Origin of the sequence: Larsenimonas suaedae (genome assembly GCF_023712105.1) — a bacterium.
Taxonomy (GTDB): Bacteria; Pseudomonadota; Gammaproteobacteria; order Pseudomonadales; family Halomonadaceae; genus Larsenimonas; species Larsenimonas suaedae.
In genome coordinates this window covers 746,519-761,596 of record NZ_JAMLJI010000002.1, presented here as the reverse complement: position 1 = coordinate 761,596, position 15,078 = coordinate 746,519, and the positions used below count along the sequence as shown (strand labels likewise).

The 15,078-nt window shown below is 54.6% G+C and carries 14 protein-coding genes; 11 read left to right on the top strand and 3 right to left on the bottom strand.

Features of this window, described 5'->3' with window-relative positions:
• Positions 1-187: 187 nt before the first annotated feature.
• Entirely contained in the window at positions 188-541 is a 354-nt protein-coding gene (erpA, locus tag NAT49_RS09355) for an iron-sulfur cluster insertion protein ErpA (protein ID WP_251593478.1), read from the bottom strand.
• 125 nt (positions 542-666) lie between these two features.
• On the opposite strand from erpA, the gene NAT49_RS09350 reads away from it, so the two are divergent.
• From NAT49_RS09350 to NAT49_RS09325, 6 genes are read left to right on the top strand one after another with little or no spacing between them, the layout of a single operon-like run.
• Entirely contained in the window at positions 667-2,418 is a 1,752-nt protein-coding gene (locus NAT49_RS09350; RefSeq protein WP_251593476.1) for a chloride channel protein, read from the top strand.
• Positions 2,419-2,448: 30 nt separating this feature from the next.
• On the top strand, positions 2,449-2,880 hold the full coding sequence (hemJ, locus tag NAT49_RS09345; protein ID WP_251593474.1) for a protoporphyrinogen oxidase HemJ: 432 nt from the start codon (positions 2,449-2,451) through the stop codon (positions 2,878-2,880).
• Entirely contained in the window at positions 2,877-3,680 is an 804-nt protein-coding gene (gene thiD / locus NAT49_RS09340) for a bifunctional hydroxymethylpyrimidine kinase/phosphomethylpyrimidine kinase (RefSeq protein WP_251593473.1), read from the top strand. The genes hemJ and thiD overlap by 4 nt, the downstream gene beginning before the upstream one ends.
• The gene (gene thiE / locus NAT49_RS09335) at positions 3,673-4,305 is read left to right on the top strand and encodes a thiamine phosphate synthase (protein ID WP_251593472.1); all 633 of its coding nucleotides are present in this window, start codon (positions 3,673-3,675) and stop codon (positions 4,303-4,305) included. Before thiD ends, thiE begins: the two co-directional genes overlap by 8 nt.
• Before the next feature lie 48 nt (positions 4,306-4,353).
• Complete coding sequence (hemL, locus tag NAT49_RS09330; RefSeq protein ID WP_251593471.1) at positions 4,354-5,640, top strand: glutamate-1-semialdehyde 2,1-aminomutase; 1,287 nt, start codon at positions 4,354-4,356, stop codon at positions 5,638-5,640.
• Between the two features lie 38 nt (positions 5,641-5,678).
• On the top strand, positions 5,679-7,250 hold the full coding sequence (locus NAT49_RS09325; protein ID WP_251593470.1) for a bifunctional aminoglycoside phosphotransferase/ATP-binding protein: 1,572 nt from the start codon (positions 5,679-5,681) through the stop codon (positions 7,248-7,250).
• Between the two features lie 27 nt (positions 7,251-7,277).
• Here NAT49_RS09325 and NAT49_RS09320 read toward each other — a convergent pair whose 3' ends face one another.
• On the bottom strand, positions 7,278-7,922 hold the full coding sequence (locus NAT49_RS09320; RefSeq protein ID WP_251593469.1) for a response regulator transcription factor: 645 nt from the start codon (positions 7,920-7,922) through the stop codon (positions 7,278-7,280).
• 894 nt (positions 7,923-8,816) lie between these two features.
• Between NAT49_RS09320 and NAT49_RS09315 the strand changes: the two genes are divergently transcribed.
• Entirely contained in the window at positions 8,817-10,355 is a 1,539-nt protein-coding gene (locus NAT49_RS09315) for a SulP family inorganic anion transporter (protein WP_251593468.1), read from the top strand.
• Positions 10,356-10,631: 276 nt separating this feature from the next.
• Here the strand turns inward: NAT49_RS09315 and NAT49_RS09310 are convergent, their stop codons facing one another.
• A complete protein-coding gene (locus tag NAT49_RS09310) occupies positions 10,632-11,363 on the bottom strand; it encodes a LuxR C-terminal-related transcriptional regulator (protein ID WP_251593467.1) in 732 nt (243 codons plus the stop codon).
• A 265-nt stretch (positions 11,364-11,628) separates the two neighbouring features.
• Between NAT49_RS09310 and rdgB the strand changes: the two genes are divergently transcribed.
• From rdgB to NAT49_RS09290, 4 genes are all read left to right on the top strand, one after another.
• On the top strand, positions 11,629-12,225 hold the full coding sequence (gene rdgB, locus NAT49_RS09305; RefSeq protein WP_251593466.1) for an RdgB/HAM1 family non-canonical purine NTP pyrophosphatase: 597 nt from the start codon (positions 11,629-11,631) through the stop codon (positions 12,223-12,225).
• On the top strand, positions 12,222-13,394 hold the full coding sequence (gene hemW, locus NAT49_RS09300) for a radical SAM family heme chaperone HemW (RefSeq protein WP_251593464.1): 1,173 nt from the start codon (positions 12,222-12,224) through the stop codon (positions 13,392-13,394). Before rdgB ends, hemW begins: the two co-directional genes overlap by 4 nt.
• Positions 13,395-13,404: 10 nt before the next feature.
• Positions 13,405-14,067 (top strand): YiaD family glycine zipper/OmpA-like lipoprotein, encoded by a 663-nt coding sequence (locus NAT49_RS09295; protein ID WP_251593460.1) that lies wholly within the window; start codon positions 13,405-13,407, stop codon positions 14,065-14,067.
• A gap of 80 nt (positions 14,068-14,147) precedes the next feature.
• Positions 14,148-14,999: a 23S rRNA (adenine(2030)-N(6))-methyltransferase RlmJ gene (locus tag NAT49_RS09290; protein WP_309619111.1), complete on the top strand. Its 852-nt coding sequence runs from the start codon at positions 14,148-14,150 to the stop codon at positions 14,997-14,999.
• Positions 15,000-15,078: the final 79 nt, after the last annotated feature.

Here is a 15,078-nt window from a genome sequence, read left to right as displayed (position 1 = left end):
AAGAAATACGAATATCCAGACATCAAGGCGTACCGCCCGTATGACGGGGGTAATATGAAAATCTTCTCAAAAGTTATCCACACCCTTTTTGTGAAAAAAAACCGAGAAAAAAAGGAAAATAAAAAAAGCGGGCCGTAAGGCCCGCTTTTTTTATGCGCATTTGGTTCTGGCGATGTATCGGTGAGGGTTAGACCATGAAGGAGGCTCCACAACCGCAGGTCGTAGTGGCATTGGGGTTCTGGATCAGAAAGCGAGCGCCTGCTAATCCTTCTTCATAGTCAACGGTCGATCCGACCAGATACTGATAGCTCAACGGATCGACGGCGAGAGTCACATTGTCACTGGTAATCAAAGTGTCGTCTTCTGCGGTGGTGTCGGTTAGATCGAAGCCATACTGAAAACCTGAGCAACCACCGCCGGTAACGAATACCCTGAGCTTCAATGCTGTATTTTGCTGCTCGTGCATCAGCGATTGGACGCGAGCAACGGCACGATCCGTTAGTATCAAGGGAGTGGGAACAAAAGAACTTACCCCGCTCATTGCAGACTCCTGCGTTCGCGTGGAAATAAAGACCATTATCGTGGGCTTTGTTGCAATGGGTCAAACGTGGATGCCCAATAATCCACCATGGTTGATGTGTTGATCGAACGCCAAAGGAGAACGACGTGCGTCGTCTGAGCAAGCCTCATTTCACGCTGGATACCTTTCGTCGCCAGCTGGCCAGTATCGACGCACTGCCCCAGCTTTGTATTCTCGGAGTGCTGTCTGGAATCCTGACCGGTGCCATCATGGTCGGGTTTCGTCAAGTTATCTCCATAGGCGCGGCATTGTTCATGCCAAATGGCAATTCTGAAGCCTTCGAGCAGTTGACACCCTATATCCGTACAGGGCTTCCGATCGTGGTTGCCTTGGTTATCATGGGAGGGCTCGCCTGGCAGCCTCTTCGCCGCAGAAACCTCGGTATCGGTCATGTCATCGAACGCCTGACGTACCATCAGGGGCAGATGCCCAGCGCCAACTGGCTCAACCAATGGTGGGTTGGCGTCCTGTCGGTGCTTGGTGGACTTTCCGCTGGCCGTGAAGGCCCGGCCATCCACCTTGGCGCCGGCGCATCAAGCTGGATGGGTGAGCGGCTTCGCCTGCCGCATAACAGTTTGCGTGTGCTGGTTGGATGTGGCACGGCAGCAGGTATATCGGCCTCGTTCAATACACCCATCACCGGGGTCATCTTTGCCATGGAAGTGGTGATGATGAGTTATACCCTGACGGGGTTCATGCCCATTATATTGGCGTCGACCATGGGCGCGGTGGTGGCCCAACTGGCCTATGGTGTCGAGCCGGCTTTCACGATTCCGGATCACATCACTGGCCATCTGATCGATCTTCCCTGGATCACGGTGATGGCGTTGGTGATCGGCATTCTGGCCGGCAGCTTCATTTGGCTTGTTCGTTTCGCTCAGCGACATAACGGCGTTCACTGGTCGCTGCGCTCATTGGCCATTGGCGGTGCCACCGCCATGATTGCGTGGTGGTATCCGGAAGTTCAAGGCATCGGCTATGACACCGTCGGATTTACGCTGAACGAAGACCCGTCTCTGGATCTTTTGCTGATGATTGCCTGCGGCAAGCTGATGCTGACGGCGCTGACGTTTGCCTGGGGCATTCCGATCGGCGTGATCGGTCCCATCATGGTGATCGGCGCGACCGCCGGCGCCCTGTGTGGTATCGCCGGTGAAGCACTTTTTCCGACGCTTGCCTCCGATCATGATCTTTATACGATGCTTGGCATGGCGGCAATGCTTGGCGCCGTACTGCAGGCGCCGTTAGCGGCGCTGATGGTACTGATCGAGCTGACGCACAACACCGAAATCATTCTCTACGGCATGCTGGCGGTGGTCGTATCGGGCTTGACCAGTCGCCAGTGTTGGCATTGCCGAGGGTTTTTCATTTCGACACTGACCCAGGAGGGCCTGCATCCGCTCCAGCAGCCGCTCATGCAGGCGCTGTCCAGGGTGGCTGTGCCTGCCGTAATGGATCGATCGATCGCACGGGCAGCGCCTGTCATCGAGCGGGCCAAGGCGCAGCGGTTGATGGAAGGCAAACCGGTCTGGATCATCGTCACCCCGGACGACGACGATAAATCACCGGTGGCGCTGGCGGCGGCGGATCTGGCGCGTGTATTGCTTGACGAGCACTGGGAAGAGGTCGATTCGATCAACCTGCTGGAGATTCCCGCACAGCGTTTGGCACTGGCTCCGATCGATCTGCAGGCAACGCTTTCCGAGGCGTTCGATCAGCTCAACGAATACGGCGTCGATGCCTTGTATGTCGAGCACACCACGGCGCCCCTCGTGCGTAAAATCTCAGGTATCATCACGCGAGAAGCCATAGAAAACTATTATCGATACCGGCGCTGAACAGCGATCGGATCTTGTTGAGGAGAAAGCATGTTTCTTTGGGTCAAGGCGTTTCACCTCATCTCACTGGTGGTGTGGTTTGCGGCGCTCTTTTATCTGCCGCGTCTGTTCGTTTATCACACAAGCGCCCTCAAGCAAGGTGATGAGCAGGGAAGTGAGCGGTTCAAACTGATGGAGCGCAAGCTCTATCGCGGCATCATGACGCCGGGCATGATCGCGACGCTCGTATTCGGGCTCTGGCTGGTGGTGCTTGCGCCCGGCGTACTGCAACAGGGGTGGTTCTACGCAAAGCTTGCCCTGGTTGTGGCGCTGATCGGGTTTCATCATATGTGCCTTGCGCAGGTAAAGCGGTTTGCAGCCGATGAAACGCCGAGAAAGAGGGTGTTTTACCAACTGCTCAATGGCGTCCCCGTACTGGTTTTGGTCGCCGTGGTGATTCTGAGCGTGGTCAATCCGTTTTGACACGTCCGGTTGTTCTTATACTCAGCGGGCATGACCCCACCGGCGGCGCCGGGCTAACGGCCGACGCCGAAGCGGTCGCGGCCCATGGTGGGTGGCCGGTAACGCTTGCAACCGCCATGACCGCTCAGAATACCTACGGAGTCGAAGCCGTGTGGCCCACTCCGGTAGCTATGTTGGAACGTCAGCTGTCGGTCCTCGAAGCTGACATGTCGTTTGACGCCATCAAGGTCGGGTTGATTGCAGATGCCGGAGTGCTTGAGTTCGTGGCCAGGCTCCTTGCCCGTTATCGTAAGTTGCCGAGCGTGCTTGACCCGGTTGTGACATCCGGCACGGGGCAGGCGATGAATGGTAACGTGGCTCCCGGTGCGCTTCGTGCATTGCTCGATGACGTGACACTGGTAACGCCCAACACGGCGGAACTGCTGCGCATGAGCGAAGTGCCTGACCCAGAGCGCGCCATCGAGCGGCTTTCAGCGCAGAACGCACATGTCTTGGTCACTGGAACCGACGTCGACCCAGGCGCCGAGCGAATAACGCATTCTCTATTTCATGCTGGCCGTGCAATCAAACACTGGTCCTGGCCGCGCTTGTCAGGCAGCTACCATGGGTCGGGGTGTACGCTGGCGGCAAGCTGTGCGGCGCTCATGGCGCAGGGCGATTCCATCGAGAGCGCCTGCGCGCGCGCGCAGAGTTACACCTGGCATGCGCTCGAACACGGCATCAGACTCGGCGGTGGGCAATTCATGCCTGGCCGGTTCTGGCATTATCCTCTGTCAGCCACGGAGCATAACGATGACTGAGTCCCTTTCCTGGCAGCGCGGACTCTACGTACTGACCGATGAAACGCTTTTGCCGGATGACGAGTGTTTGTTCGCCGCCGTCGATGAGGTGCTGGCGGCAGGTATTGCCCTGCTTCAATACCGTAATAAACGTGGCAGCGCCGACGAGCGGCTTCGTCAGGCGCAAGGACTTTGCGTGCGCGCTCAAGCGGCAGGCGCGCCGCTGATCATTAATGATGATGTCGAGCTGGCGTATAAGGTCGGCGCCGGTGTGCACCTGGGGCAAGGCGACGGCTCGATTCGAGCCGCCCGGTCGCGGCTTGGGCCTGACGCCATCATCGGAGCCACCTGCCACGATTCGCTCGAGTTTGCGCGGGCAGCCCTCGATGACGGGGCGGATTACGTCGCGTTCGGCCGATTCTTCGACTCTCATACCAAACCCGATACCCCGCCGGCCACGCTCTCGGTGCTGACCGAGGCGCGCGCACTCGGATGCCCGGTCGTGGCGATTGGTGGCATCGATCATCGGACCACGCCACAAATCCGAGAGGCCGGTGCCGATTTGATTGCAGTGGTGGGCGCTGTCTTTGGTGGCGGTGCCCCTGCCGATAATGTCGAGCGGCTCAGACGGGTGCTGGGCTGCTAATCTTTTGAGACCTGATTCACCTTTCTATCGTTTATTCATGGATACGTTATGACGACTTCCGAACAGCTCTTTACTCAAGCGCAGCGCCATATTCCAGGCGGCGTCAATTCACCGGTGCGTGCATTCAAGGGGCTCTCCAGAGCGCCGCTGTTCATCGAGCGTGCCCAATATGCTTATCTGTTCGATGTCGAAGGCAAGCGTTACATCGATTATGTCGGCTCCTGGGGCCCGATGATTACCGGCCACGCCGATCCGGACGTACTGGACGCGGTTCGACGTCGGCTGGACGATGGCCTGTCATTCGGCACCCCGACCGCCATCGAAACGGATATGGCGGATCTGATCTGCGACATCATTCCCTCGATCGATATGGTGCGCATGGTCAACTCCGGTACCGAGGCGACCATGTCCGCAGTGCGACTGGCTCGGGGCTACACCGGCCGGGATAGAATCGTCAAATTCGAAGGCAACTACCATGGCCATGTGGACTCACTGCTGGTCAAGGCCGGCTCCGGGGCCCTGACACACGGTGAGCCCAGCTCACCGGGCGTACCGGCCTCGCTTGCCGAGCACACCATCACGCTCGACTACAACGACATCGAGGGCGTCAAACGCTATTTCGACGTCGAAGGCGATCGGGTCGCGGCCATCATCGTCGAGCCGGTGGCCGGCAACATGAACTGCATTCCGCCTGTGCCCGGCTTTCTGGAGGCGCTGCGCGAGGTGTGCGACCAGCATGGCAGCGTGTTGATCTTTGACGAAGTCATGACCGGTTTTCGTGTAGCGCTTGGAGGTGCCCAGGCCCACTATCAGGTAACACCGGACCTCACTTGCCTTGGCAAGATTGTCGGTGGAGGAATGCCGGTGGGGGCCTTTGGTGGCAAGCGCAAGATCATGGAATATATTTCGCCACTGGGGCCTGTCTATCAAGCGGGCACGCTGGCGGGTAATCCGCTGGCCATGGCGGCGGGCATCGCACTGCTTAAAAAAGTGCGAGCGCCCGGCTTTCATGACGCGCTGACTCAGCGGGTTGACACGCTGTGTGACGGACTCGAGGCCCGCGCGAAAGCTCAGGGCATCAACATGATTACCCAGCGTGCCGGGGGCATGTTTGGTCTGTTCTTCACGGACGCAGAGCAGGTGCAGAACTTCACCGAGGCGACTGGCTGCAATACCGAGGCGTTCCGTCAGTTCTTCCTGGGCATGCTTGAAGAGGGCGTCTATCTCGCGCCGTCCAATTATGAAGCCGGGTTCATGTCCAGCGCGCACAGCGAGGATGATCTTCAAGCGACGCTCGACGCTGCTGAGCGCGTTTTCGCAACGCTTACGCTTTAACGACAAGAACGCACGACGCACGTCATGGGAGACGGATTTTGAGCCAGACGCTGATCAACGCTTTGCAGCAGGCAAAGTGTTACCCCCACCCCGTCGAGGGCTTTGATCTTCGAGAAACGCATATTTCGTGGATCGTGATGACCGGGCACTACGCCTATAAGATCAAGAAGCCGCTGGATTTTGGGTTTCTTGATTTTTCGACGCTCGAAAAACGCCGCCACTGCTGCGATGAAGAGATTCGACTCAACGCGCGACTGGCAGGCGATCTTTACCAGTCCGTTGTCCCGATCACCGGTTCTCCCGAGGCACCGATCATCGGTGGTTCCGGCGAGCCATTCGAGTACGCAGTGTGTATGAAGCAGTTCGACGATGAAGGCTTGTTCAGTACCCTGCAGGCCACCGGGCAGCTTACTCAAACCATGATGGATGATCTGGTCGATCAACTGGTGGCGTTTCACGCCCGGGCAGAGCGGGCCGAGGCTGACAGCGAATTTGGAACGCCCGAGGCGGTTATCCATCCGGCGCAGGAAAATTTTGATCAGCTCAAACCGCTGTTGTCAGACGCTGATGATCTGAAGCGCCTTTCAGAGCTCGAAGCGTGGACACAGAATCTGTTCGAGCGGTTCACACCTCTGCTTAAGCAACGCCACGATCAAGGTTTCATCCGCAACAACCACGGCGATATCCACCTGGCCAATGCCGTCATGCATGAAGGTCACGCCCTGATTTTTGACTGCATCGAGTTCAACGATCATTTTCGTTGGAACGACGTATGTTGCGAACTGGCGTTCTTGCTGATGGACCTGGAGGCCCGTGGTGAGCAGGAGCTTGCCAACCGGGCTTTGGACCGTTACCTGGAACGAAGCGGGGATTTCGAGCTGGTCAAGCTGCTGCCTTTTTATAAGGCCTATCGTGCGATGGTGCGGGCCAAGGTGGCCATGTTCCGCTATCAGCAACCGGATCTGCACCCTGTGGACCGGGACGCGGTATTGGCTGACTTTAGACGCTACCTGACCCTTGCCGAGCGCTACAGCGAATTCAGTATGCCTTATATGCTGATTGCAGTCGGTGTGTCCGGCAGTGGCAAGAGCCGCTTTACCGAGCAGGCCGTGCGGCAGCTTGGAGGGATTCGGGTACGCTCTGATGTGGAGCGCAAGCGGCTGCATGGTATGGATCCCTTTGCACCCGCAAAGAACCATGAACTTGGGCGTGGATTGTACTCACCGGAAGCGACACGGAGTACGTACGATCGACTCTCAGCACTCAGTGGCATGCTGTTGCAGGCCGGACACAGTGTGTGCGTCGATGGCACCTGCCTATCGCATGCTCAGCGTGAACAGCTTCGATTCGAAGCCGAATCACGCGGCCTGCCCATGCTTTTGATCAGTTTCGAGGCCGATGAGGCAACTTTGAAACGGCGAATTACCAAGCGCAGCCAGCGCCGTGATTCGGTGTCGGATGCGGGATTGGACGTCTTGGAGCATCAGCTTCGTTCCTTCGAGCCATTCACACCCGATGAACAAGCGCGTTTGGTGCACCTGGATACCACGGCCGAAGATGCCAATTTAACGCTTGTTGCCTTGATAAAAGAGCATCTGCAGCTTGCATGAGTCGTGATGCGTCGGTCGTCTGATGATTTAGACCGGCGTATCCGCTTGTTGGCGTAAAAGATTGAGCGCCTGTGCGCGGTTTTTCACTTTCAGCTTTCGAAAGATGTGGTACAGGTGCGATTTTACGGTGTGTTCACTGATGCTCAGTTCCTGCGCGATGTCGAAATTGCTCGCGCCTGTTTTCAAAAGCTGAAGAATTTCCACCTCTCGGCGCGTCAAGCTCTTGAACGGCATATTGTCGTTACGTTGGCGCTGCCAGTAGGCTGTCAGCAGCTTTTCCATCAAGGTGCGCGATAGCCACATTTCCTCGTTGAACAGCGCATTGATGCCTTTCGAAATCAGCTTCAAGGGATCGCGTCGATAGAAAATGCCTTGCAGCGGAAAGCGCATCATCAACTGAATGGCATGCTCTTCGGAATCGATGTTGAATCCGGAGAGAATGATACGTGCATCGCTGTGCGCGCGCCGTGCCCAGGCTTGAGCAATGTTGTCATCAACATAATCCTGATCCAGCAGTACGAGCATCCTGTCGGCATCCGGCGCCGCTTCTTGTGCGTCCGGCTCCAAATCCATGACCTGACAATCCTGTTCGCTTCTCAAATAGTCGAGAAACAACTCGTTTTGCGGATTTTTAGACGTCACCATCACGATGACAAAAGATTCTTGAGTCATTTTCGGCTCTAACTTTTCTTAGGCTGGATGCTGAACAAGACCATTGAGATACCTGCGTTAACATTTAACCTGTAAATTATAAAAGTTTAATTTAATCTGATTTTTTAATTTATATAGTTAAACTCTGTTTAAGTACTTTGATCTAGCCTAGAAGATCATTTCGAATAAAGGTAATCACTTCGAGCTGTTTTGTAGATAAGTTAAGCACTTGAGTAATTATACTTTAAAAAGAGCGTAACCCCAGAGTTTGCGCAAATTTTCCGTTGAAATGGCGCAATAGGCACAAGGCAAAGTGGGAGTTCTCATGAAAAAGCGTTGTATGTCTTGATAAGGCTCAGAAGAAAAGATGAATGCTATCGTCATAAGGTGGGTGGCACGCTTACACAGACGGCGTATTTCATTGAAAACCAAGTCCGATCTGTTAAAGCAGGTCTGAGAAGCCAGGTGGTATTGAATACCCCGATTTATGTTGATTCACACAGGCCAGTTACAGTGATTAACCAAGTAAGCAGTGGATGAGAATTAGTTAAGCCTGATGCTTTGTTCGGTTAATTTGCTTTTGAGGGCGCATGCTCGAAAACGTTATAGATAATAATGAAGATAAACATCGCATTTATTAGGTCGCAGCACTGGTTTGTTGAGCGCATTATTTTAGAGTTTGTTATTTAACTTGTTGATGCCATTAAAAAGGTGAGTCCTTTTTTAATATAAAAAAATAAAAGAGCGGATAAGGATTGTGCTTACTTCAAGTTGCTCGATTTTAAGGGGAGTAAAGAAAGCGTTGAGCAAGGGGCGAACCGCATAGTCTATACGAGGCGCTGGAACGCTTAGAAAACCTGGATACAAGCTGGCTCGATAAGAGCTATCTATTCATTACTCACAAAAGGAGGGCGCATGTCTGCCTTTCCGTTTACGTTCAAGCACTGTGCTCGCGATATACCCGCTGGCGCTGTGGTGTTTCTTGTAGCGATTCCTCTGTGTTTGGGGATCGCGCTCGCCTCTGGAGCACCGCCGATCTCTGGGCTTTTGGCCGGTATTGTCGGGGGCGTTGTTGTCTCGTTGTTCAGTGGCTCTGCGTTGAGTGTCAGTGGTCCTGCTGCGGGCCTTACTGTCATTGTGCTCGGGGCCATTTCGACCATCGGGTTCGAAAAGCTGATGATCGCGACGGCTCTGGCCGGCGTTATTCAAGTAGTATGTGGCTATCTGCGCCTTGGCAAGATCGGCTCATACGTACCCAATGCCGTCATCAAGGGGATGCTTGCGGCTATTGGTTTGATTCTCATCATGAATCAGCTGCCTACTGCGTTTGGGCTCGATGCCGATGCAGCACTTGATTTGAGTGCGCCTGCACAATGGCTGAGCGCAATGGCGCCGCTGGCTATCCTGATTGCAGGCGTGTCGTTGGCCATACTCTGGTTCTGGGAGCAGCCGGCCAGCCATGTGCTTGGCCCATTTCGGCGGATACCGGCACCGCTTCTGGCTGTGCTGGTTGCGCTTGCGCTTGATCATCTCGGGCCAATGATGGGGCTTGGCGCGCTCTCGGCCAATCAACACGTCTCTTTACCGGGTCTTGAGGGGCCTGCCTCGTTTCTTTCTCAGATCGCGTTACCTGACCCGAGCGCCCTTTTGGACCCGGCGGTACTGATCACCGCCTTGACCATTGCGCTTATTGCAAGCCTTGAAACGCTTTTGAGTATCGAGGCTGTGGACAAGATAGATCCCCTTGCGCGCCATTCGCCGCCCAACCAGGAATTAAAAGCACAGGGGGTGGGTAACTTTGTGTGCGGTCTCATTGGGGCGCTTCCGATCACGGCCGTCATTGTCAGAAGCTCTGCCAATGTTCAAGCTGGGGGGCGGACACGTCTTGCAAGTTTTATTCACGGCGGGCTCTTGCTGATCAGTGCGATGTTTCTGGCTTTTGCGCTTGAATGGATTCCGCTTGCCTGCCTCGCGGCGATCTTGATTCATACAGGATTCAAGCTTGCGAAACCGGGTATGGTCGCGTCGCTTTATCGCGCCGGATGGAATCGTTTCATTCCCTTTATCGTAACCGTTGGCACGGTTGTGATGACTGACTTGATCAAGGGGGTGGCAGCCGGTGTCATCTGCGGTTTGTTCTTTCTACTCAAATCGAGCCATCGATCGACGATCTCGTTTACCAAGAGCGGTAAGGAGTGTGTCTTGAAGATTCATCAGGATATTTCCTTTATCAACCGCGCTCGAATGCGGCAATACCTGGATCTAGTGCCCGAGGGGAGTCATCTGGTCATCGATGCGCGCAATGCCTCTTTTATTGACCCAGATATTCAGGAAGATATGGATGCCTTTATTGCGGGAGCGGAAAAGCGAGATATTACTGTCGAGCTTCAGTCCTTCGATGGCGTGACGGCAACCTTTTCACCACAGACGCTGCGCTTGCAACATGCGGCCTGAAGTCAACCAGGGTAAAGTGAACGCCCGCTCGCCCCCGGGGTTTAAAACGGGGGCGTGTTTTCGGCAATATGGTCAAAGCATCAGGAAAATAAAGCCTGTATCAGACAAAGAGCGGCTGGCTTTTTCAAAAACAAGACAGGGGCTGTATGAAGATTCCAGCGTTATCAGCCTTGGCGTAATGCAGGATGTGATGCCGGTCAGCCCGGTTTTGCGATGTGTCGTAAGCTGTTTTGGCCCAAAATATCGCGACGAGACATTCAGGGGGTGTAACACTTGTCAGCCATTATTGGCAGATGAGGTATATCCAAGGTTTTGTCGGACCCAGTTCATTGCTTGAATGCGGTTTTTGACCTTCAGCTTTCTAAAGATATTGTACAAGTGAGACTTGACCGTATGCTCACTGACAAAAAGCTGATTCGCGATCTCGGTGTTCGATGCGCCTGTGCCCAGTAAGCGAAGAATCTCGAGCTCACGATGGGTCAGACCACATGATGGCCGATACGCATTGATCTGTTGACGGCGATAAAATTTGATCAACCGTGTCATCAGAGTCCGCGACATCCATAATTCGCTGTTGATCAGCTTGGCAATGCCCTTACAGATCAAGGCCAGACTATCTCGGCGATAGAACACACCTTGAAGCCTGAACGTGGTGGCCAGCGTCAGCGCCTGATTTTCATCGCCCAGGTTGAATGCGGCCATCGTCATGTTCGAGTCTTCTTTCGTTGTGCACTCTTCCCACTGATGCATGTCTTTTTCGTTGACGTGGTCGGCGTCTAATAGCACCACGAAGTGTGTTTCCAGATCTTCGGGTACGTTATCCTTTGGCCCCATTGCTTCTACGTTGCAATTCAGCTTGTCACGTACGTACTGTACGAAAAGCTCGCTTTGGGGATTGATTTCTGTCACGAGAAGAACGGTGACGTTGATATCTGTTTCCACACAGCCTCCTGAATGCTGTAGGCGCAAAGGAAGATCACTTGCTCCAGCGGAGGAAAGAATGTCCATTTACTTGGATCATACGCCTAGTTTGTAAATTAAAGTAACATCTTTTTGAGGCCATCGCTTCACGAAAGCATGCCGGAGTGCTCAAAGCGCTTCCGATATTTTTTAATGCCGGATCAAGCGATTGCCCTTTAGCTCATGATGCTATTACGGCACATCGATGCCATTTTAAAGCGGAAAGTTTATCGCACCCCCGCTTTTGGAGCATTTTTTGATGAGGGCTTTCGCAGAGCCGGTTTAGCCCATCAACAGACAAAAGGCCCCACGCATGTCTTCTTCACTGGTTCTTGCAAGTGGTAACAAGGGCAAACTCGACGAATTTCATCAACTGCTTGCGCCACTTGGTGTACGTGTTCACGCTCAGTCTGAATTTGACATCGGCTCTGTCGAGGAAACCGGCCTCACCTTTGTCGAAAATGCCTTGTTGAAAGCACGCCATGCATCACGACTTTCTGGATTGCCAGCGCTCGCTGACGATTCGGGGTTGGCGGTTGATGCCTTGAACGGCGCGCCTGGTATTTTTTCGGCACGCTTTAGCGGCGTAAATGCGACAGATGCGCAAAATAATGACGCCTTGCTGAATGCGCTGAAAGGTACAGATCCCGATAAGCGTCGGGCACATTACTGGTGTGTTCTGGTCTATCTCGCTCATGCTGACGACCCGGTTCCATCGATCGTTCAAACCTCATGGACAGGTCGGATTCTGACAGTGCCTCAGGGCAATAACGGCTTCGGCTACGATCCTCTTTTCTACCTTCCCGAGCAGGGACAGACGGTGGCCGAACTCGAGGCAGTTGAAAAAAATAGACTCAGCCACAGGGGCCGGGCCATGCAAGAACTGCTCAAGATACTTTCAACCCGATGATCTTACCTTCTATTTCACTCTATATACACGTGCCTTGGTGTATCAGAAAGTGTCCTTATTGTGACTTTAACTCACATGAGGTAGGCGCTCATGGAGTAAACAATGAAACCGATTACGTTGAAGCGCTGATCGCTGATTTCAAGCGTGATGCCGAGTTCCTGAGTGGGCGACGCATCAATTCGATTTTCATTGGTGGTGGAACGCCGAGTCTTTTCTCTGACGTAGCCTATGGGCGGCTGCTCGAGGCAATTTCAAGCATGGCAACCCTTGAGGGGGGCGCCGAGATAACGCTTGAAGCCAATCCCGGCACCACCGAGCGTCGCTATCTGGCCGGGTATCGCCATGCCGGCATCAATCGATTGTCTCTTGGTGTGCAAAGCTTCAACGAGCAGGCGCTTTCGGCACTTGGGCGTATCCATGGTCGAGGTGAGGCCCTCAGCGCCGTTGACGATGCGCGCCGGGCAGGGTTTGATAATTTAAACCTTGATCTCATGCACGGTCTGCCACAGCAGAGCGTCGAGCAAGCGCTCGAGGACCTTGATACTGCGATCGGCCTTTTCCCTGAACATCTCTCCTGGTATCAGCTGACGTTTGAACCGAATACTGCGTTTTACTCCAAGCCGCCTGAGCTTCCCGACGAAGACAGTCTGATCGACATTCAGGAGCTTGGGCATCAGCGACTTGAGCAGGCGGGTTTCAAACGCTACGAAATCTCGGCCTACGCAAGAAGCGATGCGCTGCGCTCGAGGCATAATCTCAATTACTGGCGCTTTGGTGACTATCTTGGCATCGGTGCAGGTGCTCACGGTAAGGTCAGCCGCGCCCAGGACAAAACGCTTTTGATCGAGCGTTATTGGAAAACGCGTCAGCCGGAAGCCTATCTTCGTCGCCGCAATGACCCGAGAGGATTTCTGGCCGGGTCACGGATGCTTGAACCAGAAGAGATTCCGACCGAATTTCTGATGAATGCGCTTCGCCTTGTGGATGGGGTTCCATCATCGCTATGGTATGACCACACAGGCCTTTCGCACGATACGCTTAGTGCGCACTTGAGTCAGGCCCGAACGCGCGGGCTCATAAATGATAAAGACGCGGTTATACAGGCGAACGAGAAGGGATTGCTCTTTTTGAACGACGTGCTCGAACTTTGCGACAGCACCCCAACCTGATGGAGTAAGGATGAAAAAAATAGCCTGGATTGCGCTACCTCTGACCATGGCGGTCGGTTTGGCCGGATGCAGTACCTACAACCCCTATACCAACGAGCAGCAGACCTCGAGCCTTGCCAAGGGTGCCGGTATCGGTGCGGCAGTCGGCGCTGTGGCCGGTGCGACCAAAAGTGGTCACCACCGAACCGACAAGGCCCTGATCGGCGCGGCCCTCGGCGCGGCCGCCGGCAGCGGTATCGGGTACTATATGGACCGTCAGGAAGCGCAGCTGCGTCAGAAAATGCAGGGCACCGGCGTCAGCGTGACCCGCTCTGGTGATCAGATCATCCTGAACATGCCGGGCAGCATCACGTTTGCCTCCGATTCGACCCAATTGACGCCGCAGATTCAAAACGCGCTCAATGGCGTCAACGAAGTACTTAAAGAGTACGGCGATACCAACATCAACATCACAGGCTACACCGACTCCACTGGGGCGGCGTCCTACAACCAGCGTCTGTCCGAGCAGCGCGCGCAGTCGGTTGGAAATTACCTGGCGCAAAGCGGCGTCGATTACAATCGCCTCAACATTCGTGGCGGCGGCGAGCAAAACCCGATCGCAAGCAACGATACGGAATCGGGCCGCGCTCAAAATCGGCGTGTCGAGCTGACGTTGACGCCCAAACAAGGCTGATTGCGCTTTTCCTCGAACAGAGGCGCCTGTTAAGGCGCCTCTTTTTTTGACTCTCGTGTTTTCATCAAGGAATTAACACCGTGCTTTCCTACCAGCATGCCTATCACGCAGGTAATTTTGCGGATGTCCATAAGCACCTCGGTGTCCACGTCATGATGGAACATCTTTTACGTAAAAAATCATCCATTACGTATATAGACACGCATGCAGGACGTGGCCTGTATCCGCTCTCCGGTAAGGAGATGACACGGGGCGCAGAGTATCAAGACGGCATCGTTCCGCTGTTGAAGCACGCCACCGATCATCCTGACGTCGCCTCGTGGCTTGCCGCGCTCGATACGCTACAAGCCAGCGGTAATTCTTCGCCGTCTCTGCGCTTCAAGCGTTATCCCGGCTCGCCATGGTGGCTGGCGCGTAATCTGCGCTCAGGCGATCAGGCACATTTCTTCGAGTTGCATCCAGGAGAGTTCAAGCACCTCGAGGCGCAGTCATTTGTCGGCAGCGCGCATTGTTATCAGCGTGATGGGCTGAACGATGTCGTTGCGATGCAGCCGGTTGCCACGCCGCGTCTACTTTGCGTGATTGACCCATCTTACGAGGTCAAAACGGATTATCAGCAGGTGGCTTCGACGCTTGCCAAATTACTGAGCAAGTCGCGGCACGCGGTCGTGATGGTCTGGTATCCCGTGTTGCCGGATGGCCGTCATCAGGTTCTTCTGGATCACGTAAAGGCATCGGGCCACAAGAAAATCTGGAAAAGTGAGCTGATGCGCTGGCCTGAAGGCCATACGCGAGGCATGCATGGTTCAGGTCTTTTGATCGCGAATCCGCCCTGGCAGTGCCCGGAGACGCTCACCGATGCGTATACGAGCGTTGCTCGTGTGTGGGGCGGCTCGGCTCGCCATCACGGTACCTGGCTTTGCCCGGAGTGATAAGCCGCCCTTGATGCGTTTTATAAGCGCTCGCTGCTCTTTTACCGCTGCCAGGCAGTGAGCGTTAAAGAAGACCGCC